A 22,934-nucleotide genomic window follows, 5' to 3' on the forward strand; every position below is an offset into this window, starting at 1 on the left:
ACACGAGTCAGGGCAGCACCTTCTTCAACGCATCGATAAATGCGGCATTCTCGTCCGGCAAGCCGATCGAAATACGCAACCATTGCGGCAGACCGTAATTGCCGACTGGACGGACGATGATTCCGCGTTTGAGCAATGCGAGATTGATCCGCGCACCTGCGCTGTCGTCATTGCCCACCCGGACAAGGACAAAATTGCCAAAGGAAGGCACGTACTCAAGGCCCAGCGCGTCAAATGCCTCGGTCAGCTGACGATAACCCTCCGCGTTCAGCCTGGCGCTTTTCTTGAGGAAATCACTGTCATTCAATGCGGCCACTGCCGCGGCTTGCGCCATCGAATTGACATTGAACGGCTGGCGAATGCGATTCAGCAAATCGGTGACTGCCGGCTGCGCTATGCCGAAGCCCACGCGCAAGCCTGCCAGTCCGTATGCCTTCGACAAGGTGCGCGACACCAGCAGGTTCGAATACTGCTTGACCCATGCCGTCGATTCATACTGCAGCTCCGGCGCAAGGTACTCGTTATACGCTTCGTCCAGCACAACAACCACATTCTTCGGCACAGACTTCAGGAAGGCTTCGATGTCAGCCGCCGGAAGAAAAGTGCCGGTCGGATTGTTGGGGTTGGCGATGAATACCAGCCTGGTATCTTCGGTAATCGCCTCGGCCATGGCCTTCAGGTCATGGCCGTAGTCTTTCGCTGCCACGACGATTGCACGGCCGCCGACGCCCTGCGTCGCCAGTGCGTAAACCGCGAAGGAATACTGTGCGTAGACCACGGACTGCCCCGGCTGTACGAACGCATGCGCGGCGAGTTCAAGAATATCGTTGCTGCCGTTGCCCAGCGTGATCCAGTCTTGCGGGACACCATAACGGGTGCTGATCACCTGTTTCAATTCAAAGCCATTCGAGTCCGGATAGCGGCCGATATCCGACACCGCCTCAAGCATCGCCTGTTTTGCCGATTCCGGCATGCCCAGGGGATTTTCATTGGAGGCAAGCTTGATGATCTTGGCTTCGTCGAGGCCGAATTCGCGCGCGACCTCGGAGATCGGTTTGCCGCCCTGATACGGAGCGATCGCACGGACATATTCTGGACCGAATTGGATAGACATTTTTGATTCCCAAAAAACAGGATCGGCGTCCGGCTCGCTGGCAATTCCGCGAGCTGGCTTGCCTCTCGATTACAAACTGAAAGGATATGAACCCAGCCACTTGAAGAAGGCTGCGTTCTGTTTGACTTCCGCCAGTGCCTTGGCAACCTTCTCTTCCTGTACGTGTCCTTCGACGTCGACGTAGAAGTAGTATTCCCAGGTGCCGACGCGTGCCGGGCGCGATTCAAAGCGGGTCATCGATACGCCATGCTTGGCGAGCGGTGCCAGCATGTTGTAGACGGCACCAGCCTTGTTGGGCACGGCAAAAACGAGCGATGTCTGATCCTTGCCACTGGGGGCAGGCTGCAGACGGCCAATGATGGCAAAACGGGTGCGGTTATGCGGGTCGTCCTGGACGTGCGCCTGGACGATGCCGAGGTTGTAGCGCTGACCTGCGACTTCACCGGCGATGGCGGCTGCGGTCGGATCTTCGCTTGCAATACGAGCGGCTTCACCATTGGACGCAACGGCCTGGCGTTGAATGTTCGGGTAGTGTTGATTGAGCCATGCCTGGCACTGCGCCAACGCCTGCGAGTGCGCGCAAATGCGCGTGATGCCGTCCATCGAACCGCTCTTGGTCATCAGGCTGTGATGGACCGGTATCGAAAGTTCGCCGCTGATCGACAGGGTCGATTGCAGCAGCAGATCGAGCGTGCGGTTGATTGCGCCTTCCGATGAATTTTCAATCGGAACCACACCAAAGTCGGCAGTCCCGGCTTCGGCGGCGCGGAATATCTCGTCAATCGAAACGCAGGAGATGCCCTCGATGGCATGGCCGAATTGCTGGTACACCGCTTGTTCGGTGAAGGTTCCGGCCGGGCCGAGATAGGCGACGGTGACGCGCCTTTCCAGCGCCCTGCACGACGACATGATCTCGCGAAAGATCTTCTGCACGTCGCCGCTGTCGAGCGGACCGGGGTTGCGCTCCCCGACCTTGCGCAGGACTTGCGCTTCGCGTTCCGGGCGAAAGACCGGGGCATTGGTTTCAGCCTTGACATGACCGACCTGCTGGGCCACGCGCGCACGCTGGTTCAGCAGGTCGAGGATCTGTGCGTCGATCGCGTCGATCTGCTGACGAAGGGGTTTAAGTTTATCGTCCGTATTCATTTGTCCGTAGTCGTTTCGCCTTCCCTGTGGAGGGAGGGTTTCGAAGAGCGACGGCTTGCAGCCGGGTCGATCGGCTAGCCATGCTTCTTTTCGAATTCTTTCAGGTAATCGACCAGTGCCTGCACGCCTTCGATCGGCATCGCATTGTAGATGGATGCCCGCATGCCGCCTACGGACTTGTGGCCCTTGAGCTGAAGCAGTTTGCGCTCTTTCGCGCCCGCGAGGAAAGCCTCGTTCAAGGATTCGTCCTTCAGGAAGAAAGGAACGTTCATGCGCGAACGACAATCCTTCGCAACCTTGTTCATGTAGAAATCGGTTGAATCCAGATAGTCATACAGGAGCGCCGCCTTCGCAATATTGCGCTGCTCCATCGCCGCAACACCACCCTGCTTCTTGAGCCACTGGAACACCAGTCCGGCGATGTAGATCGCATAGGTCGGCGGCGTGTTGTACATGGAATGGTTTTCAGCGACCAGCTTCCAGTCGAAAGCCGACGGGCAAATCGTCAATGCATGACCGATCAGATCTTCGCGCACGATTACCAGGGTCAGGCCCGCGGGCCCGATGTTCTTTTGCGCACCGCCGAAAATCACGCCGTATCTCGACACATCGACGACGCGCGACAAGATGTGCGACGACATGTCCGCGACCAGCGGCACATCGCCCACATCCGGCGTGTACTGGAACTCGACGCCATCGATTGTTTCATTGGTGCAGATGTGAACGTACGCCGCGTCCTTCGTCAGCTTCCAGCTGTCGCGCGGCGGAATGGCAGTAAATTTCTGGCTCTCGGAGGAAGCGGCAACATTGACCGTGCAATATTTTTTCGCTTCCTTGATCGACTTGCCCGTCCACGAACCGGTATGAATGAAATCCACGGTCGCCGGTTGCGGTTTCGTGCCGAGCAGGTTCATCGGCACGATGGCATTTTCGCCAATGCCGCCGCCCTGCAGGAACAGAATCTTGTAATTCGCAGGGACTGCCAGCAGTTCGCGCACATCACGCTCCGCGGCTTCATAGATCGAAATGAACTCCTTGCCACGGTGGCTCATTTCCATGACGGACATGCCGCTGCCGTGCCAGTCGAGCATTTCATCAGCCGCTATCTGAAGCACTTCCTGCGGAAGGACGGCGGGACCGGCGGAAAAGTTATAGACGCGTGTCATTGCTCCTCCGTTGCGCCATTGTCGGCACCGTTCGCAATGCCGTTTTCTTCCTCGACATCGGTTTCCACGATGCGCTGCAGGCCGGACAGCTTGGTGCCATCTTCCACGGCAATGAGCGTCACGCCCTGCGTCGCTCGCCCCATCTCGCGAATTTCCGCGACGCGGGTGCGAATCAGAACGCCGCCGGTGGTAATCAGCATGATTTCGTCGCTGGGTTCAACCAGGGTCGCCGCAACAACCTTGCCGTTGCGCTCGCTTGTCTGGATCGCGATCATGCCCTTGGTGCCGCGACCGTGACGTGTGTACTCGGTGATCGGCGTACGCTTGCCGAAACCGTTTTCGGTTGCCGTCAGCACGGATTGCTGCTCGTTTTCCGCCACCAGCAATGCAATGACTTGCTGGCCTTCCTCGAGGCTCATGCCGCGCACGCCGCGCGCGGTGCGCCCCATCGGGCGAACGTCGTTCTCATCGAAACGCACTGCCTTGCCGGAATCGGAGAACAACATCACGTCGTGCTTGCCGTCCGTTAGCGCGGCGCCAATCAGGAAATCGCCTTCATCCAGATCGACCGCGATGATGCCTGCCTTGCGCGGATTGCTGAACTCGGTCAGCGGCGTCTTCTTGACTGTGCCAAGACTCGTGGACATGAAGACATAGTGGTCTTCCGGGAAGCTGCGGTTCTCGCCCGACAGCGGCAGCACGACGGTGATCTTCTCGCCGTCCTGTAGCGGGAACATGTTGACGATTGGCTTGCCGCGCGAATTGCGCGAGCCTTGCGGCACTTCCCACACCTTCAGCCAGTACAGGCGGCCACGGTTGGAGAAGCACAGGATGTAGTCGTGCGTATTGGCGATGAACAGCTGATCGATCCAGTCGTCTTCCTTGGTCGCCATTGCCTGCTTGCCGCGACCGCCGCGTTTTTGCGCGCGATATTCGGACACCGGCTGCGATTTCATGTAGCCGGAATGCGACAAGGTCACGACCATGTCCTGCGGCGCGATCAGGTCTTCCGTTTCGAGATCGGTTGCATTCAGCTCGATTTGCGAACGACGCACGTCCTTCGCGCCTTCGCCGTATTCGTTCTTGGCAGCGGTCAGCTCGTCGGAAATGATGGCCGTCACGCGCTCGGGCTTGGCAAGAATATCCAGCAAGTCGGCGATCTGCGCCATGACTTCCTTGTATTCATTGACGATCTTGTCCTGTTCCAGGCCGGTAAGGCGCTGCAGGCGCATCTGCAGGATTTCCTGCGCTTGTTCGTCGGACAGCTTGTACAGTCCGTCCGGCTGGATACCGTAATGCTTGGGCAGGTTCTCGGGGCGGAAGGCATCGATGCCGCCAGCATTCTCCGCACCGGTACGCGCCAGCATTTCACGCACCAACGAAGAATCCCATGCACGCGCCATCAATTCCGATTTTGCAATCGGCGGCGTCGGTGCGGCTTTGATGATGGCGATGAAGTCGTCGATGTTTGCCAGCGCAACCGCCAGACCTTCCAAAACGTGACCTCGTTCACGCGCCTTGCGCAGTTCGAACACGGTCCGGCGCGTCACCACTTCGCGGCGATGCGACAGGAAGCATTCGAGCATCTGCTTGAGATTCAGCAGCTTCGGCTGGCCGTCGACCAGCGCGACCATGTTCATGCCGAAGGTGTCTTGCAACTGAGTTTGCTTGTACAGATTGTTCAGCACCACTTCGGGGACTTCGCCGCGCTTGAGTTCGATCACGACGCGCATGCCCGACTTGTCGGATTCGTCACGGATGTCGGAAATGCCTTCAAGCTTCTTGTCGCGCACCAGTTCGGCGATACGTTCCAGGAGGGATTTCTTGTTGACTTGGTACGGCAATTCATCAACGATGATTGCAGTGCGGTTTTCCTTACCGAATTCCTCGAAATGCGTCTTCGCGCGCATCACCACACGGCCACGCCCCGTGCGGTAACCGTCGCGCACGCCGGACACGCCGTAGATGATGCCGGCCGTCGGGAAGTCAGGCGCGGGAATGATCTCGATCAGCTCGTCCACCGTGCATTCCGCATTGCGCAGCACGTGCAACGCACCGTCGATTACTTCCGAGATATTGTGCGGCGGGATATTGGTCGCCATGCCGACGGCGATGCCGGACGACCCATTGATCAGCAGATTGGGAATGCGGGTCGGCAGTACGGACGGCTCTTTCTCCTTGCCGTCGTAGTTCGGAACGAAATCGACCGTTTCCTTTTCGATGTCAGCCAGAATTTCACTGGAGATCTTGTCGAGGCGGCACTCGGTGTAACGCATCGCCGCAGCATTGTCGCCATCGACCGATCCGAAGTTTCCCTGCCCGTCCACCAAGGTATAGCGCAGCGAGAAATCCTGCGCCATGCGCACCAGAGTGTCATAGATCGCCTGGTCGCCGTGCGGGTGGTACTTACCCATGACCTCACCAACCACGCGCGCGCATTTCACATAGGGACGGTTCCATACGTTGTTCGTTTCATGCATTGCGTAGAGAACGCGTCGGTGCACCGGCTTCAAGCCATCGCGCACGTCCGGCAGCGCACGGCCGACGATCACGCTCATCGCGTAATCGAGATAGCTCTTGCGCATCTCTTCTTCGAGGGAAATCGGGATTGTCTCTTTAGCGAATTGATCCATTGGGGAGTCGGCTTATCTCTGCAGAAGTTGGCTGAATATCTTGGCAACGGTATCGCGTATACACGCAGCATGCCAAACATTGGATTTTAGCACGGCGACCGAGACCTCCCCCGCAGCGAGCGGCTTATAGAGTACGCATGGAAATGCTGAGGGGCGGAATTCTGAAAAATGTGATTAAATTGACTGTTGCAAGCGGCAAAAAAATATCATTCCTACAAATAACCGTTAGTGAAAAAACATGCTCAATAAAATCACGCTTGGCCTCGCTCTCGGCATCAGCGCACTCGCCGCCCATGCCCAAACCGCTTCAGACATCAAAGCAAATCCGGAGAAAAGTGCATATCTGCAGGACAGCCGCGGCGTCATCGCCCGCAGCCCGTTCGGCCTGTGCTGGCGAATCGGCGACTGGACACCTGCCGACGCCGTAGCCGGCTGCGACGGCGAACTCGCTCCTCCCGTGGCCAAGCCAACCGCACCTGCCGTTGTGGCACCGGTTGCGCAAGCACCTGCCGCGCCCGCCGCTCCCAAGCGCTGCGATTTTGCCGTCACGCTGAGCAGCGATGAAACCTTCGAGTTCAATAAGGCGACGCTCAGCAGCGCGGCAAAAACACGCATCGACAACGACGTGCTTGCCAAACTGTCGAATTGCGCCTCGGTCGAAATCGTGCTGGTGACCGGTCATACGGACCGTCTCGGATCGCATCCTTACAATCAGCGCCTTTCAGAGAAGCGCGCGAATGCCGTGGCGGCTTACCTGAAGAGCAAAGGCGTGACCGCCAACATTGATACCTTGGGCGCGGGAAAGACGCAGTCGATCAAGGCCTGCGACGACAAACTCCCCCGCAAACAATTGATTGCGTGCCTGGCACCTAACCGCCGGGTGGTCATCGAAGCACGCGGCATTGCGAAATAACAGAATCGCTTGAAAAAAATCCTTGCACGGTCCGCAAGGATTTTTTAAAACGCCAGTGTTTTTACACTTTCCGTTGCGAAAATACAACGCGCGGTCAAAAACGCCGTATCGTTGACTTAGCAATAATCGTTGTGTATCGCGCCTATGGCAAAATGTAGTTAGCTAAAGAGCATTGCAAGTGAACAACCTTGCGAAAAGATGATTTAATAGCATGTGGTAGTATAAGTTCTAGAATGTTATTAGTTGCGCAGTGAATCTGCGGATATCTCAACCAAGAGGAAAAATATGAATAAATTAGCAAAACTCATCTTTGCTGCGTCCGCAGTTGTTTCGTTCTCTGCATCGGCTCAGCAAGATATCCAGGCAAAGACTCCGAGCAGCGCCTATCTGCAAGACAGCCGCGGCGTCGTCACCCGTAGCGGGTTTGGCCAGTGCTGGCATACCGGCTACTGGACTCCCGGCGATGCAGTCGGCGGCTGCGACGGAGAAATCGCAAAAGCAGCGCCTGCTCCGGCACCCGCCGCTCCGGCTCCTGCTCCGGCACCGGCCCCGGCTCCCGCTCCCGCACCGGTTTCCGAAAAGGTCACGTTTGCTGCTGATACCTTCTTCGACTTCGACAAGGCTGTGCTGAAACCCGATGGCAAGGCAAAACTCGACGACCTGACCTCCAAACTCCAAGGCATGAATCTGGAAGTCGTCATCGCCGTTGGCCATACCGACTCGATCGGTACCGACAGCTACAACCAGAAACTGTCCGTGCGTCGTGCCGAAGCTGTGAAGGCATACCTGGTATCCAAGGGCATTGAAGCCAATCGCGTCTATACCGAAGGCAAAGGCGAGAAACAACCGGTTGCAAGCAATAAGACCGCCGCTGGCCGCGCCAAGAACCGTCGTGTTGAAATCGAAGTCGTCGGTACTCGTACCCGATAATCGATTCGCTTCACGAGAAACCCCGCCTCGGCGGGGTTTTTTTTATGGTCGCATGGTCGATTCGCTTACGACGACACGACAGGCAGCATTATTCCAGCTATCATTTGCACTATGAATGCCGATCCTTTAGAACTGCAAAAATTCAGCGATCTCGCCCATCGTTGGTGGGACCCCACATCCGAATTCCGCCCGTTGCACGAAATCAATCCACTCCGTCTTGAGTGGATCAATGCCCGCGCTCCGCTTGCCGGCAAAATGGTGGCCGATATCGGCTGCGGCGGAGGCATTCTGGCAGAATCAATGGCAAAAAAAGGTGCCAAGGTCACCGGCATCGACCTGTCTGAAAAAGCCCTCAAGGTTGCGGATCTGCATAGCCTCGAGTCGGGCGTGCAAGTCCGTTATGAAATGATTTCCGCCGAACAATTGGCAGCCCGTGAACCGGGAAGCTTCGACGTTGTCACTTGCATGGAAATGCTTGAGCACGTCCCTGACCCTGCCGCAGTCGTTCAAGCCTGTGCCACTCTTGTCAAGCCAGGCGGCCATGTGTTCTTTTCGACCATCAACCGCAATCCGAAAGCTTATCTGTTTGCAGTCATCGGCGCCGAGTACTTGCTGCGATTGCTTCCGAAGGGAACGCATGACTATGCCAAGTTCATCACGCCGGCCGAATTGGCGCAATTCACTCGGCAGGCGGGTTTGACGCTGGAAAGCTTGAAGGGCATGGGTTATAACCCGCTGACACAGGTGTATTCCCTGAATCAGAATACCGACGTCAATTATCTGGTTGCCTGCTCCAAGCCGGCGTAAACGCTTTACCCTGGCAGTCGTCGGCTCTGCAATAGTGCGGTGCGCGGAATCTGCCCTCTTCATATCGGCATCATGTCATTAACTTCTCCTCGCGCCATCCTGTTTGATCTGGATGGCACGCTCGCCGACACAGCGCCCGACCTTGCTGCTGCAATGAATCGCGTACGTGCGGCACGCGGACTTGCGCCCACTCCTTACGAGCTGCTGCGCCCGGTTGCCTCGGCCGGCGCGCGCGGCCTGATCGGCGCGTCTTTCGCGATGAAACCGGAGGATGAGGGTTACAACGAATTGCGCGATGCCTTTCTCGACACCTACGAAGCATTCATCGCGGTGGAAAGCCGTTTGTTCGAAGGAATTGATGCCTTGCTGGCAAACCTGCAAGAGTACAAACTTGCGTGGGGTATCGTTACCAACAAGGCCTCGCGCTTTACCGACCGGCTCGTGCCTCGGATCGGTTTGCATCAGTCGGCATGCGTGATTTCCGGCGACACCACGGCGCACGCCAAACCTCATCCGGAACCGCTGCTGGAAGCCGCTCGTCGGCTGGACGTCGCGCCGCAAGAATGCTGGTACGTTGGGGACGACTTGCGTGATATCCAGGCTGGCCGAGCGGCAGGCATGGTTACTATCGCGGCAGCCTGGGGCTATTGCGGACATGTCGAGCCGGCTACCTGGAATGCGGATGCGCTGGTGGAGTCGCCTTTGCATCTGCTGAATTTAATTCGTGCTCAGGTCTTGAATTCAAGCGGCTCGATCACATCTAGTGCAGTACAATAGACTTGTTGCTGTTTTGGGGGCGACCTGGTTTCGACAGGGGTTGCGAAGCAGTACAGGGCATGCCGAGGGCTGGTCACCTCGTAAATCCAACCGGAAATGCTTAAATGCAAACGATGAATCTTACGCTCTCGCAGCGTAAACCACTAGGAACTTAATAACTTCTTAGCTCTACACCGTCTTGTCCCTGGGGCGGGCTGGCAACAGCAGTAGAGTCATTCACAGGGAATCGCGTTGCGTCGGGTTACTTGGCGTAACGTTAAAAATAGGTGACTCGTCTTGGTGAAGCGCGTGCGTCCGCGTCATCAGGATTAAAACCAATAGGCTGCACTACGCATGTAGAACTGGCTGTAGAGGATCTTTGGACGCGGGTTCGATTCCCGCCGCCTCCACCATCATTCGGAATGGTCTGGATATTGCAGACCATATCCACCCCAAGACTTGAAGACTTTCCCTTGCCTGGGGCATGCCACTTCGTGTCCGTGCCGCCTCAACGCTCCTTCCTTCTTAAAAAATGATTCGGCGTCGAATGCACTTCGCTCGATTCGTGTCGCGCGAAGCATTGACGCCACGTCTCCGCCGCCGTTTTCCTGAGGCATACTATCGTTTTTTCGATTGGCGGACAGGCGTGTACACGCCTGCCGCAATACGCGAATCATCGAATTGCCTGAAACATATTGCCGCCTGAACCGGCAGCCAACTCCTTAACGCAAAACATGCGCATTCTCCTGGTCGAAGACGACGCCATGATCGGCGATGCCGTCCGCACTTCGCTGCGGCAGGACGGCTATGCGGTGGAGTGGGTCCGCGACGGACGCGCTGCGGAAGCCGCGCTGTCGGCCGAGCATTTCGACCTGGTCTTGCTTGATCTCGGACTTCCGGACAAGGATGGCATCGCCGTGCTTCAGAGCCTTCGGCAACGCAAGCAGACGATTCCCGTGATCGTGATTACCGCACGCGACGGCGTCGGGGAGCGCATCAAGGGCCTGGACGCGGGAGCCGACGATTACGTGGTCAAGCCGTTCGACATGGATGAGCTTGGTGCGCGCATCCGTTCCGCTTTGCGGCGCAGTTCCGGGCACGCGGAGCCGGAAATCGAAGTGATGGGCGTGCGCCTGAACCCTGCGACCCGCGAAGTGACGCGTGACGGCCGGCCGGTGATGTTGTCGGCGCGCGAATACGCGGTGGTCGAGGCGCTGATGCTGCGCCCCGGTGCGATCCTCTCGCGGGCGCAGCTGGAAGAGCGCATGTACGCGTGGGGCGAGGAAGTGGAAAGCAATACCGTCGAGGTCCACATCCATGGCGCGCGGCGCAAGCTGGGCAGCGATTTCATTCAGAATGTGCGCGGGGTCGGATACTTCGTCCCGAAACCGGGGGCAAAAACATGAAGTCGATCCGCATCCGAATGTCGGTGTTGCTTCTGCTGGCAGCCATTCTCACGGCATTGGTCATCGGCGTGGTGACCTATCGGCAAGCACTGAGGCAAAACGAGGATTTGTTCGATTACCAATTGCGGCAGATTGCGCTGTCGCTGCGTGATCAGGGCGTCGTGCCATCGCCAAGTTTCGGATTCGATGAAGATCTGCCGGACGTGGTGATTCAGATATGGACAGCCAACGGCACCATGCTGTACTTGTCGCATCCCGGCAATCCCCTGTTCACCCGCGCGATGCTCGGCTATACCGACGTCGCCGCAGGCAACCGCCTCTGGCGCGTGTACAGTCTGGCGGCGCGCGACCGCATCATTCAGGTCGCGCAACCGGTCGATCTGCGGCGCGACCTGGCGGCATCGGCTGCACTGCGCAGCCTGGCGCCACTGCTGGCCTTCGCGCCCTTGATGGCCCTGCTGATATGGTGGCTGGTCGGCAGCTCGCTACTGCCCTTGCGCCGGCTTGCGCGCGAAGTCGGACAGCGCGATGCGCACAGCCTGGAACAAGTGAGCGAGACCGGTCTGCCGGACGAAATCGCGCCCATGGTCAAGGCGCTGAACTCCCTGTTGCAACGGCTGCAGCGCGCCTTCGCGAGCCAGCATGCTTTCGTGGCGGATGCCGCGCACGAATTGCGCTCGCCGCTGACCGCGGTCAGACTGCAATTGCAGCTCCTTGAACGCGCTTCCGACGACATCGAGAAAAAGGCGGCACTCGCCAAACTGCACGAAGGCGTGGATCGGGCGACGCACCTGATCGAGCAATTGCTGACTGCCGCGCAGACCGATCCCAATGACCGCGCCGCTTCGCCGCAACCGATTGATCTTGCCGAACTGATGCGCCAGGCCTTGGCGGACGTGTTCATGTTCGCGCAGGCACGCGGGATTCGGATTGAGCAAGACGCGCCCGAGAAGGTGATCCTGCGCGCGGATGCAGCCGGCCTGCGCATACTGGCCCGCAATCTGCTCGACAATGCGGTGCGTTACACGCCGGAAGGCGGATGGGTGCGCGTGGGTATTGCGGAAGAATCGGGACGCGTCGTGCTGATGGTCGAGGACTCCGGGCCCGGCATTCCCGAAGCGGTTCGCAAGCGGGTATTCGATCGCTTCTATCGTGGCGATACTGCAGGCCAGACAGGAAGCGGGCTTGGCTTGTCGATCGTCAAGAACATTGCCGATCAGCATGGCGCGATGATCGATCTGGGCAGCTCTTCGGCGGGCGGCTTGAAAGTTCGCATCGCCTTTCCCAACCAAGCTTAATGCTCGCTTAATTTTCGTTTTCTACTCTTTGTCCCGTGGATGTTTCCCGAGACTTGGAAAAGGAATCGAAGATGAAGATCAAATCCCTGACACTCAGCATGATGGCCGCCGGCGTGATTGCGGCCGGAACCGCGAATGCGCTGAACTGGAATCCGTCGAACTGGCTGCACAAGAACACGCCTGAACAAGTCAGTCCCGCCGTCGCAACGCAAGCCGTTCCTGACGGCCCGATCGGACCGATCACGGCGCCGAATTATCGCGCCATCGTCGAGCGCTTCGGCCCGGCGGTGGTCGGCATCAATACCGAAGGCGTCGCCAAGGCCGGCATGAAAGGCATGGACGACGATGGCCTTCCGGACGATCCGTTCTTCCAGTTTTTCCGTGGCATGCCAGGGTTCGGCGGGCGGGCTCCGCGCGGCGACGTGCCGGTGCGCGGACAAGGCTCGGGATTCATTATCGGCAAGGACGGCCTGATCCTGACCAATGCACACGTGGTGCGCGACGCCGACGAAGTCATCGTGAAGCTGAACGACCGCCGCGAGTACAAGGCGAAGGTGCTGGGCAGCGATCCGGCCACCGACGTCGCCGTCCTGAAGATCGATGCGCGTGATTTGCCGGTAGTGAAGCTCGGCGATCCCGAGCGGCTCGGTGTCGGCGATTACGTACTCGCGATCGGATCGCCGTTCGGCTTCGAGCAAAGCGCCACGGCCGGCATTGTCAGCGCCAAGGGCCGCGCGCTGCCGGGCGATACCTACGTTCCCTTCATCCAGACGGACGTCGCGGTGAATCCCGGCAATTCCGGAGGGCCGCTGTTCGATGCCAACGGTAATGTGGTGGGCATCAATTCACAAATTTACAGCCGCACCGGCGGCTATGAAGGTGTTTCCTTCGCCATCCCCATCAATGTCGCGCTGCATGTGAAAGACCAGATCGTCAAGAACGGCAAGGTGTCGCATGCACGTCTCGGTGTGACGATCCAGGAACTGAACCAAACGTTGGCCGATTCGTTCAAACTGCAGCAACCGCAAGGCGCGCTGGTGTCGAGCGTGGCGCCCGGCAGTGCGGCCGCGAAGGCGGGAATCAAGGCGGGCGATGTGATCATGAAGTACAACGGGCATGCCATTACGCGTTCGGGCGACCTGCCCGCGCTCGTCGGCATGGGCAAGCCCGGCGATGCGGCCAAGCTTGAGGTCTGGCGCGCGGGCAAGACCGTGGAATTGTCGTCAACCTTAACGGAAGCGAGCGATTCGCTGGCATCGGACGACCACAGCAGCGCCAGGCCGCAAGGCAAGCTGGGCCTGGCCGTTCGCCCGCTGTCGCCGGAAGAGAAGCATGAAGCCAATCTGGCATCGGGCGTGATGATCGAGCGCGTAACAGGGGCCGCGGCGCGGGCCGGTGTGGCAAGCGGCGATGTGATCATTGCGGTCAACGGCACGCCGGTCAAATCGGTGGAGCAGCTGCAGGACTTGCTGTCGAAGGAAGGCAAGCATGTGGCCCTGCTGATTCAACGCGGGGATACCAAGATCTTTGTTCCGGTTCCGCTCGGGTGATACGTTGATGATCACCGTCGCGGGATGACGGTCGTCGGCGGCGCGATTGCCGTCGGCCTGCGTTGCACCGCGATCAGTGACTGTGCTCGTCGTCCAGGACACGGCCGACTGCTGCCGGCGGATTCTCGTCGGTATACGCTTCGACCATTTCGAAGAAGCGATCGTAAAAACTGCGCGCCTGGATTGTTTCGCTGCCGACCTTGACCAGCGAGTCGTCGGTGGTGCCGAACGGGAGTGACAGGGACCCGACGGCACCTACGCCGATGCTGGCCGAGTTGCTGCTTTTCTTGACCGTGTAGGTGTCGCGGACCGCATTGGCGAAGACCGTCGCGCTATTGCTGCCGTCGGCATTCGGTTCGCACACGACATGGAATTCAACCTGCACATGGCGGTCGGCGGTGGGCTGGAATTTCTTGAGCGCGTTGATCTGGGATGCGTTCATGTCGCGCATCACGTAACCCTGACTGAGAAGCGCGCGCCGGGCGGCCTCGCATGCCGAGACATTCGTGCCCGGCAGCGCCCGCGAATACATGTCCGTGGAAACGAACTCGCCGCTTTCGATATTGGCGCGCGGCGGCGGCGCCGAGCAACCGGCGAGGAACAGCGCGGACAGTGAAGCGGCGAAAAATCGTGGGAAATTGCTCATGCATGCGGGGACGGTGAAAACAACCGTTGAATTTTACCTTACAGCAGCCGTACGCCGAATCCGGTCTTGATCAAACCGCGCGAAATCATGATGGATCTGCCGATCGAGCAGATCAGCATTGTGAAGGCAATCGCCACCAGTGCGGTAACCGGTTTCAATGATTCGGTTTTTCGTGGAAGCTCTGCGAGGTACTGCAAGGAACAGCTCATCTTTTGAGCGCATGGTCAGCGTCCGTGCCAGCCACCCGGGCCCTGTCCTTGCGGGGGATGCCGGCTCGGTTCCTGCCCCTGTCTTGCCCCCGGCGGACGATGATCGCCCTGCCGTCGTCCCTGCGAGGGATGCGGTCTGGCATCCGGCCGGAATCCCGGATGCGGTCGCGACGGATGATCACCGGGGCCGTAGTAAGGATGAGGCCGGTCGATCCAGCGATGACGCTGCGGATACCACGGGCGGCCACGGTAGTGCTCACCCCAGTAGGAACCCAGACTGAATGTAATGATGCCGATGCCGATCACCGGGCCGTAGGTAAGAACGGGAACGTTCGTGCCTTGATAGGGATAGACGATATTGCCCGCATAGACCCATCCGCGATTGGGGCCCGCCATGACGTCACACCATCTGTAATCGCCCAGACAGCCCTGCACGGATATCGTGAGGCCCGCCGGGAGTATGGCGACAACAGGATACTCCCTGGACGGCCCTGCTCTCAGGTGAACGTCGACCGAGGTAAATGCCATCTGCTGCGCCTGCGAAGCGGCAGGCACGGCACAAATCGCGGCCAACAGAAGGCCCAGAGCGTTGGCATGTTTCATTTCATGCTCCACATGGTGCTATATCGTGCTATTTCGTACGAAATGCAATTCCTGACTCCCCTGCCCTCAGGAGAGGGCGAAGCGCGTACGTTGCACTTCTGTGGTTTGTCGCAGCGTGACACGCATGCGTCGTTCCGCCGGCAGGCGATATGCATTCAGACTATGCCTGTCGAGTACCCCCTGCTTGTGCCAGATCAAGCACGAAGGGTACTGACAGGTACAAATCGGAAATGTTTGACGCAGGACACGGAACGCCCCTGCGTCAAAGCGTCGACAAGATGACGGGAAGGCGATAACAGCGCCTGGATTGCGCAATGCGGGCGTGCCTGCTGCATCGCCATTCCCTCGCAAATGCTGCCATGGCGGCGCCGGCGTTTGGAGCGCCGCCACGGGATTCGGCGAATGCGCGCCTTACGTACCGGAAACTCCTGACGCCTGTGTCGACGAAATTGCATCCGCGACTGCCAGTGCCGTCATGTTGACGATGCGGCGCGTCGTCGCAGCGGGGTTGAGTATGTGCACCGGCTTGGCCGAACCGAGCAGAATCGGCCCCACCGTCACCCCGTAACCGCCCGTGATCTTGAGCAGATTGAAGGCAATGTTGGCCGCATCCAGGGTCGGCATGACGAGCAGGTTGGCGCTGCCTGTCAGCGTGGAGCTCGGCAGGAAGTGACGCCGCACATCCTCCGACAGTGCCGCATCGCCCTGCAGTTCGCCCTCCACCTCCAGATCGGGTGCGACACGTGCCAGAATTTCGCGCGCGGCGCGCATCTTCCGCGCGGATGGACGCGAGGACGAGCCGAACATCGAGTGCGACAGAAGCGCAACTTTCGGCTGCAAACCGAAGCGTACGATCTCGCGCGCCGCCAGTTGCGTGATGGCCGCAAGCTCCTCCGCATTGGGGTCGTCATTGACGTAGGTGTCGGTGATGAACAGCGTGTACTTTTCCAGCGTCAAGGCATTCATCGTCGCAAACACGCCGGCGCCCGGCGCCAGGCCGATGACATCGCGAACGTGTTCGAGGTGAGCGTCGAAACGTCCCACGGTTCCGCACAGCATCGCATCGGCATCGCCCATATGCACCAGCATCGTGCCGATCAGCGTGTTGGATCGACGCAGCGCGGTTTTGGCCATGTCGGGCGTGATGCCGTCGCGTCCGCGCAGGGCCTGGTAGGCTTCATGGTAGGTGCGGTAGCGCGGATCTTCCTCGGGATTGACGATTTCGAAATCGACACCGGCCTTCAGGCGCAGGCCTGCTTTCCGGATGCGCATGTCGATCACATGCGGGCGGCCGATCAGAATCGGCTTGGCCAGTCCTTCGTCGACCACCGTCTGCACTGCGCGCAGCACGCGCTCTTCCTCACCTTCGGCATAGGCGACGCGCTTGGGCGACATCTTCGCGGTGTTGAACACCGGACGCATGATGAGCCCGGTGTGATAGACGCGCTGGCTCAACTGCTGGCGGTAAGCATCCAGATTGGCGATCGGCCGCGTGGCCACACCGGACTCGGCCGCCGCCTTGGCAACCGCGGGTGCGATGCGTTCGATGAGACGTTGATCGAAGGGCTTGGGGATCACATATTCGGGGCCGAAGGTCAGGTCCTGGCCTGCATAGGCGGCGGCCACGGCGTCATTGCTTTCGGCTTCGGCCAGTTCGGCGATGGCCTTCACGCAGGCGAGCTTCATTTCACCCGTGATCTTGGTGGCGCCGCAGTCGAGCGCGCCGCGGAAGATGTAGGGGAAGCACAGCACATTGTTGACCTGATTCGGGTAATCCGAACGGCCGGTGGCGATGATGCAATCCGGGCGCGCCGCCTTGGCAACTTCCGGGCGAATCTCGGGTTCCGGATTGGCCAGTGCCAGAATGATCGGGCGGTCCGCCATGGTGGCGACCATCTCGCCGGTCAATACCCCGCTGGTGGAGCAGCCGAGAAACACGTCGGCACCCTTGACGATATCCGCCAGGGTGCGCGCTGTTGTGTCCTGCGCATAGCGCGCCTTGTTGGCTTCCATGCTGGCATCGCGGCCGGTGTGGATCACGCCGCGCGAATCAACCACATAGACATTTTCGCGGCGCACGCCAAGGCTCACCATGGTGTCGAGGCACGCAATCGCCGCGGCACCCGCGCCGGAGACCGCCAACTTGACCTTGCCGATGTCCTTGCCCACCACCTTGAGTGCATTCAGCAAGGCCGCGGTCGAGATGATTGCGGTGCCGTGCTGGTCGTCATGGAAGACAGGAATGTTCATGCGCTCGCGCAGCTTCTTCTCGATATAGAAGCATTCCGGCGCCTTGATGTCTTCGAGGTTGATGCCGCCCACGGTCGGCTCGAGCATCGCGATGGCATCGACCAGCTTGTCCGGATCAAGTTCGTCGAGTTCGATATCGAATACATCGACGCCGGCGAATTTCTTGAACAGGCAGCCCTTTCCCTCCATGACCGGTTTGCCGGCAAGCGGACCGATGTGGCCGAGCCCGAGCACGGCGGTACCGTTGGTCACGACTGCCACCAGGTTGCCGCGCGAGGTGTACTCGGCGGCCTTGGACGGATCTTTCTCGATCTCTTCGCAGGCAAAGGCAACACCGGGCGAATAGGCCAGCGACAGGTCGCGCTGATTGGACAAGGCCTTGGTGGAGACCACCTGTATCTTGCCGTGCGTGGGGTTGCGGTGATAGTCAAGTGCAGCTTCGCGCAGCTGCTCGTCTTTTGAAGTCTTTTCGTCGTTCATCATCGCCTCTCGATTAAAGAATTGTCTGGTCGATATCTGTCGCATGCGCAGTGGCGGCGGCACCGAAAAAGGTCTTTCGATGGCGGGAGAACTTCCGGTTCAAGGCGGGTCGAATACACCATTCAGCCCATGCCGGAGTACAGAAGGCGTCTGTCATGCTCATGCGATAAATCCCCTTCATCGCCTCGGCCCGGACGGATCAACGCATGGTGATCTCGAGAAGAGGCGCGTCCCTTGTGGCACGCCCGCGAACAATCGCTTCGGGGCGATTTTCAAGCGCGCCGGACAGGAACATGGTACTCCTCCGCGGCGCTACTGGGCATCGGCATTTCTGCCCTTCAATTGATCCATGAGATTGTGCAATCGACGGGAAAGTAGTACGTGGCAATAACCGCGTATTGACGCTCGATGTTGTCGGGTGTCGATCCAAACGCATTTCGCCGTCCGTCGACAGGGTCAATTTCCACTCCATACAGAAGTGCATGGAGTGACGACGAAAATCACCATACAGTACTGTATTGACACCCATTATTGCCGCGGATAAACTGCATCGGATGAAATATTCTGCATGGGCTTTGATGCGAGAGGGCTGGCGCGGCAACGCCGACTGGACTCCCGCATGGCTGGACGCCGAGCCAAAGCCGCAGTACGACGCAATCATCGTCGGCGGCGGTGGTCATGGACTCGCGACCGCTTACTACCTGGCGAAAAACCATGGCATGACCAGGGTCGCCGTTCTGGAAAAAGGCTGGATCGGCGGCGGCAACACCGGGCGCAATACCACGGTGGTCCGTTCCAACTATCTTTATCCCGAAAGCGCGCGGCTGTACGAATTCTCGGTGCGGCTCTATGAAGCCATGTCGCGCGACCTGAATTTCAACATCATGTTCAGCCAGCGCGGCATGGTAACGCTCGCGCACACACGCCACGATCTGGATTCGATGGCGCGCTGGGCGAATGCCATGCGGCTCAACGGCATTGACTCCGACCTGCTTTCCCGCGATGAAGTGATGGAACTGTGCCCGCGCCTCGCCGATGGCGGCCCGCAGGCGCGCTTTCCGATTCTCGGCGGGTTCATCCAGCGTCGCGCCGGCACCGCGCGCCATGACGCCGTGGCGTGGAGCTATGCGCGCGCCGCGTCGGCGCTTGGCGTGGACATCATCCAGAATTGCACGGTCACCGGTTTCGAGATGTCAGGCGGGAAGATAAGCGGCGTCAAGACCAACCGTGGCACGATGCGCACCGAGCGGGTCGGCGTCGCCGTCGCAGGCAGCAGCACCCTGCTCGCCGACATGGCCGGTTTCCGCCTGCCGGTGACCAGCTACGCACTGCAGGCGATGGTAAGCGAGCCGGTCAAGCCGGTACTGGATACGGTCGTCATGTCGCCCGCCGTGGGCGCCTACTGGAGCCAGTCCGACAAGGGCGAACTGGTCATCGGCGGTGGCATCGATCACTTCATTTCCTATGCACAGCGCGGCAGTTACGCAGTCACCCAGCAGGTGCTGGCCGCAACCCTGGAGATGTTCCCTTCGTTCAGCCGGTTGCGCCTGATGCGCCAGTGGGCCGGCATTGTCGACGTGGTGCAGGACTCCAGCCCGATCATCGGGCCGACGCCGGTGCGCGGCCTCTACATCAACTGTGGGTGGGGCACCGGCGGCTTCAAGGCGATCCCGGTCGGCGGCTGGACGCTCGCCCATGTGCTGGCGACCGGGCGCAGCCACGAGCTGGCCGAGCCGTTCCAGCTTGAGCGCTTTTACACCGGCAGGCTGATCGACGAAGCGGCAGCGTCAGGCATTGCGCATTAGGACTCCGACATGATGCAACTCACATGCCCCTGCTGCGGCGGGCGGCCAGAAAACGAATTTCACTGCGGCGGCCAGACAGCCATCGCACGTCCCGGCCCTGCCTCCGCTGTCAGCGACGAGGCCTGGGGAGAGTATCTGTTCTTTCGGGACAATCCGCGCGGCGCCCATGCCGAACGCTGGCGCCACACTTTCGGCTGCGGACAATGGTTCAACGTATTGCGCGACACGATCACGCACGAGGTGCATGCGGTGTATGACATTACCGGAAAGCGCCCGGATCTGCCGGCGAATGGAGATGCAGAATGAGCGGCTACCGCCTGAAGGCTGATCGGCACAGCCTGATCGACACCACGCGTCCCATCGATTTTCAGTTTGCGGGACGCAGGCTGCAGGGTTACGAAGGCGATACGCTGGCATCGGCATTGATCGCATCCGGCGTGCGCACTGTCGCACGCAGCTACAAGCTGCATCGGCCGCGCGGCGTCTTCACCTGCGGCCCGGAAGAACCGAGCGCCATCATTGACATCGGCCTTGGCGCCGATCGCACGCCCGTTACACGCGCTACCGATATCGAGCTGTTCGACGGATTGATCGCCGACTGCGGCAACGCGTGGCCAAGTGTCGATCTCGACTTCTCGGCCGCAACCGCGAAATTCGCTCGCTTCATGCCGCCAGGCTTCTATTACAAGACCTTCATGTGGCCGAACTGGCATCTGTTCGAACCGAAGGTGCGCAACATGGCAGGCCTTGGGGTTGCGCCACAGGGACGCGACCGTGATCGTTACGATGAAGTCAGCATCGATACCGATGTGCTGGTGATCGGCGGTGGCGCCAGCGGCGTGGCAGCCGCGCGCGCGGCCGCTGCCGCCGGTGCGGGCACCGTGCTGCTGGAATCGGACAAGGCGCTGGGCGGCTGGCAGCGCTGGGCGACGCAGCAGGATACCGATTCATGGCGCGAAGACCTCGCGCGCGCCGGCGTGCAGGTGCTTGTTCGCACCACGGCATTCGGCGTTTACGACCACCATTTTGTGACAGCACTGGAGGCGCTGTCGAACGGCAGCGACGTACGCGAACGGGTCTGGAAGATACGCGCGTCGCATATCGTGCTCGCAACCGGCGCCTTTGAGCGGCCGATGCTGTTTCCCGATAACGATCGGCCGGGCGTCATGCTCGCGGGCGCCGTACAACGCTATGCATCCGACTATGCGGCGGCCTGCGGGAAACGGGTTCTGCTGGCAGTCAACGCCGATAGCGGCTATGCGACGGCGGCTGCCTTGCAGCGTGCGGGTATCGCGGTCGCGGGAATCGCCGACGCACGGCCCGCAGGAAGCCGTGGTGCACACGTCGCCGTTCCAGCAGGCGTGCCGCACTGGCACGATGCCTTGGTGGTCGGTATCGAAGGCAAATCGTCGGTACGATCCGCACAGTTGTTGGCCGGTGGGCAGGTGCGCAGCATCGACGCCGACACGATCGCCTGTGCAGGCGGTTTCACGCCGAACGTGAACCTGTTTTCGCAAGCGGGCGGCAAGCTGCGCTGGGTGGACGAATCCGCCATGTTCGTGCCGCACGGCACGCCTGCCGGCATCGCGGCGGTCGGCGCATGCGCCGGCGTGTTTGACGAAGCAGCGGCAAGCATGCACGCGGAAGAGTCGGTGCGCGCACTGCTGGCCGGAGCCAGCATCCCGGCCGCGCCGGTGGGCGGCGTTGGAACGTGTCTGGCAGACACCCATCCCGCGCCGGCAGCCCTGGAAAAAGGCGCGCGCAAAGGCAAGATCTTCGTGGATTTGCAAAGCGACGTCAGCAGCGATGACATACGAATCGCCGCGAGCGAGAACTATCGATCGGTCGAGCATCTCAAGCGCTACACGGCGACCGGCATGGGCACCGATCAGGGCAAGACGAGCAACATCAATGCGCTGGTGCGACTAGGTGCGCATACCGCGCGCGAACCGGCGCAAGTGGGCACGACCAAATTCCGTCCGCCCTTCAAACCGATCACCATGGGCGCCATCGTCGGCGGCCGCAGCGGCGAGCGCTACCGGCCGCGACGCCGGTTGCAAGCACATACCTGGCATGAGCAGCGCGGCGCGTTGTTCGAGGAATTCGGCGGCTGGATGCGTCCGGCGGCCTATCCGCGTGAAGGAGAAAATCTCGAGCAGGCGGCCTTGCGCGAAGCACTCGCGGTACGGCGCGGCGCAGGCTTGTTCGACGGCTCTCCTCTTGGGAAGATCGAGGTGGCGGGACCGGATGCGGCCGCTTTCCTTGACCTCATGTATGTCGGCACCATGTCCACGCTCAAGCCCGGCCATGGACGCTACGGCTTGCTGCTGAACGAGAACGGTGTGATCGTCGACGACGGCATCGTGGTGCGCTTGTCGGAACAGCATTTCTGGGTCAACACCACCAGCGGCGGCGTGGAGCGCACCGCTGCGGCATTCGATGAATGGCTGCAATGCGAATTCGTCGACATGCGCGTGGCCGTCATTCCGGTCACCGGGCAATGGGCCAACATCACCGTCGCCGGGCCGCTTGCATGGAAGCTGCTGCAGGAGCTTGGCTTTCCCGCGGAATTCGCGCCGTCACACATGAAGCACATGACGATGCAAGGCACTGAAATCGATGGTGTGCCGCTGCGCGTTCTGCGCGCGAGTTTTTGCGGCGAGCTGAGTTACGAGATCAACCTGCCGCCATCGTACGCGCAGGAATTGCTCGACCGATTGTGGGAGGTCGGAAAACAGTTCGATGTCACTGCTTACGGCGTCGAAGCGCTGCAGATCCTGCGCACCGAAAAGGCTTATCTGCATGTCGGCGCGGACACTGATGGCACCACGCAGCCCGCCGATGTCGGCTTCGACCGCGGCATCGAGAAAAAGGCCGCCAACTTCGTCGGGCGCCGCTCATTGCTGCGCCCCGCCTCACGCGATGCCAACCGCATGCAACTGGTGGGCATGCGCCCGGTGGACCGGCGCACGCGGCTGCCGGTGGGTGCGCAAGTGGCGCCCGCTCCCCTGCCCTGCGAGACCGAAGGCTGGGTGACGTCGAGTTACTTCAGTCCGATCCTCGGCGAACCGGTTGCGCTAGGGATGTTGCGGCGCGGCCGCAGCCGTACGGGAGAACGCATCCGGCTGCATCACATGGGGGCCTGGCTGGAAGCGGAGGTGGTCGAGACACCGTTTTACGATCCGGCCGGTGAACGATTGAATGGAGCTTGATGCAATGCGC

General features: G+C 60.1%; 18 protein-coding genes and 1 other RNA gene. 11 read left to right on the top strand and 8 right to left on the bottom strand.

The genetic code is table 11. The features are described from left to right. Window positions 1-7: 7 nt before the first annotated feature. The 4 genes from hisC to gyrA form a co-directional block, all read right to left on the bottom strand. Window positions 8-1,114: a histidinol-phosphate transaminase gene (hisC, locus tag VJ651_RS00230; protein WP_324105493.1), complete on the bottom strand. Its 1,107-nt coding sequence runs from the start codon at window positions 1,112-1,114 to the stop codon at window positions 8-10. Window positions 1,115-1,183: 69 nt separating this feature from the next. Next, window positions 1,184-2,260 carry a prephenate dehydratase gene (pheA, locus tag VJ651_RS00235; protein WP_136418347.1) on the bottom strand — a complete coding sequence of 359 codons (1,077 nt, stop codon included), beginning with the start codon at window positions 2,258-2,260 and terminating at the stop codon, window positions 1,184-1,186. 74 nt (window positions 2,261-2,334) lie between these two features. Then, on the bottom strand, window positions 2,335-3,426 hold the full coding sequence (gene serC, locus VJ651_RS00240; RefSeq protein WP_292936460.1) for a 3-phosphoserine/phosphohydroxythreonine transaminase: 1,092 nt from the start codon (window positions 3,424-3,426) through the stop codon (window positions 2,335-2,337). Next, the gene (gyrA, locus tag VJ651_RS00245) at window positions 3,423-6,059 is read right to left on the bottom strand and encodes a DNA gyrase subunit A (RefSeq protein ID WP_136418345.1); all 2,637 of its coding nucleotides are present in this window, start codon (window positions 6,057-6,059) and stop codon (window positions 3,423-3,425) included. Before gyrA ends, serC begins: the two co-directional genes overlap by 4 nt. 238 nt (window positions 6,060-6,297) lie before the next feature. Between gyrA and VJ651_RS00250 the strand changes: the two genes are divergently transcribed. The 8 genes from VJ651_RS00250 (at window position 6,298) to VJ651_RS00285 (ending at window position 13,719) form a co-directional block, all read left to right on the top strand. After that, window positions 6,298-6,972, top strand: a complete 675-nt coding sequence (locus VJ651_RS00250; protein WP_324105494.1) for an OmpA family protein — start codon at window positions 6,298-6,300, stop codon at window positions 6,970-6,972. 285 nt (window positions 6,973-7,257) lie between these two features. Continuing rightward, window positions 7,258-7,902, top strand: a complete 645-nt coding sequence (gene ompA / locus VJ651_RS00255; protein ID WP_324105495.1) for an outer membrane protein OmpA — start codon at window positions 7,258-7,260, stop codon at window positions 7,900-7,902. A gap of 111 nt (window positions 7,903-8,013) precedes the next feature. Beyond that, window positions 8,014-8,709 (top strand): bifunctional 2-polyprenyl-6-hydroxyphenol methylase/3-demethylubiquinol 3-O-methyltransferase UbiG, encoded by a 696-nt coding sequence (gene ubiG, locus VJ651_RS00260; protein ID WP_324105496.1) that lies wholly within the window; start codon window positions 8,014-8,016, stop codon window positions 8,707-8,709. A 72-nt stretch (window positions 8,710-8,781) separates the two neighbouring features. Then, window positions 8,782-9,486, top strand: a complete 705-nt coding sequence (locus tag VJ651_RS00265) for an HAD-IA family hydrolase (RefSeq protein ID WP_324105497.1) — start codon at window positions 8,782-8,784, stop codon at window positions 9,484-9,486. Window positions 9,487-9,501: 15 nt separating this feature from the next. Beyond that, window positions 9,502-9,878, top strand: a transfer-messenger RNA (tmRNA) gene (gene ssrA / locus VJ651_RS00270). Between the two features lie 321 nt (window positions 9,879-10,199). Next, entirely contained in the window at window positions 10,200-10,871 is a 672-nt protein-coding gene (locus VJ651_RS00275) for a response regulator (protein ID WP_324105498.1), read from the top strand. Further along, entirely contained in the window at window positions 10,868-12,169 is a 1,302-nt protein-coding gene (locus VJ651_RS00280) for an ATP-binding protein (protein WP_324105499.1), read from the top strand. The genes VJ651_RS00275 and VJ651_RS00280 overlap by 4 nt, the downstream gene beginning before the upstream one ends. A gap of 71 nt (window positions 12,170-12,240) precedes the next feature. Next, a complete protein-coding gene (locus VJ651_RS00285) occupies window positions 12,241-13,719 on the top strand; it encodes a Do family serine endopeptidase (protein ID WP_324105500.1) in 1,479 nt (492 codons plus the stop codon). A gap of 73 nt (window positions 13,720-13,792) precedes the next feature. On the opposite strand, the gene VJ651_RS00290 is transcribed toward VJ651_RS00285, so the two are convergent. From VJ651_RS00290 to VJ651_RS00305, 4 genes are all read right to left on the bottom strand, one after another. Further along, window positions 13,793-14,365, bottom strand: a complete 573-nt coding sequence (locus VJ651_RS00290; RefSeq protein WP_324105501.1) for a DUF2242 domain-containing protein — start codon at window positions 14,363-14,365, stop codon at window positions 13,793-13,795. Window positions 14,366-14,403: 38 nt separating this feature from the next. Next, entirely contained in the window at window positions 14,404-14,562 is a 159-nt protein-coding gene (locus VJ651_RS00295; RefSeq protein ID WP_324105502.1) for a hypothetical protein, read from the bottom strand. A gap of 27 nt (window positions 14,563-14,589) precedes the next feature. After that, complete coding sequence (locus VJ651_RS00300; protein WP_324105503.1) at window positions 14,590-15,177, bottom strand: SH3 domain-containing protein; 588 nt, start codon at window positions 15,175-15,177, stop codon at window positions 14,590-14,592. A 411-nt stretch (window positions 15,178-15,588) separates the two neighbouring features. Beyond that, window positions 15,589-17,910 carry an NADP-dependent malic enzyme gene (locus VJ651_RS00305; protein WP_324105504.1) on the bottom strand — a complete coding sequence of 774 codons (2,322 nt, stop codon included), beginning with the start codon at window positions 17,908-17,910 and terminating at the stop codon, window positions 15,589-15,591. 551 nt (window positions 17,911-18,461) lie between these two features. On the opposite strand from VJ651_RS00305, the gene VJ651_RS00310 reads away from it, so the two are divergent. From VJ651_RS00310 to VJ651_RS00320, 3 genes are read left to right on the top strand one after another with little or no spacing between them, the layout of a single operon-like run. Next, on the top strand, window positions 18,462-19,712 hold the full coding sequence (locus VJ651_RS00310) for a sarcosine oxidase subunit beta family protein (protein ID WP_324105505.1): 1,251 nt from the start codon (window positions 18,462-18,464) through the stop codon (window positions 19,710-19,712). A 9-nt stretch (window positions 19,713-19,721) separates the two neighbouring features. Then, entirely contained in the window at window positions 19,722-20,018 is a 297-nt protein-coding gene (locus VJ651_RS00315) for a sarcosine oxidase subunit delta (protein WP_324105506.1), read from the top strand. Beyond that, window positions 20,015-22,924, top strand: a complete 2,910-nt coding sequence (locus tag VJ651_RS00320) for a 2Fe-2S iron-sulfur cluster-binding protein (RefSeq protein WP_324105507.1) — start codon at window positions 20,015-20,017, stop codon at window positions 22,922-22,924. The genes VJ651_RS00315 and VJ651_RS00320 overlap by 4 nt, the downstream gene beginning before the upstream one ends. The last annotated feature ends 10 nt before the right edge of the window (window positions 22,925-22,934 follow it).

The organism is Noviherbaspirillum sp. (assembly GCF_035254865.1).
GTDB lineage: Bacteria > Pseudomonadota > Gammaproteobacteria > Burkholderiales > Burkholderiaceae_D > Noviherbaspirillum.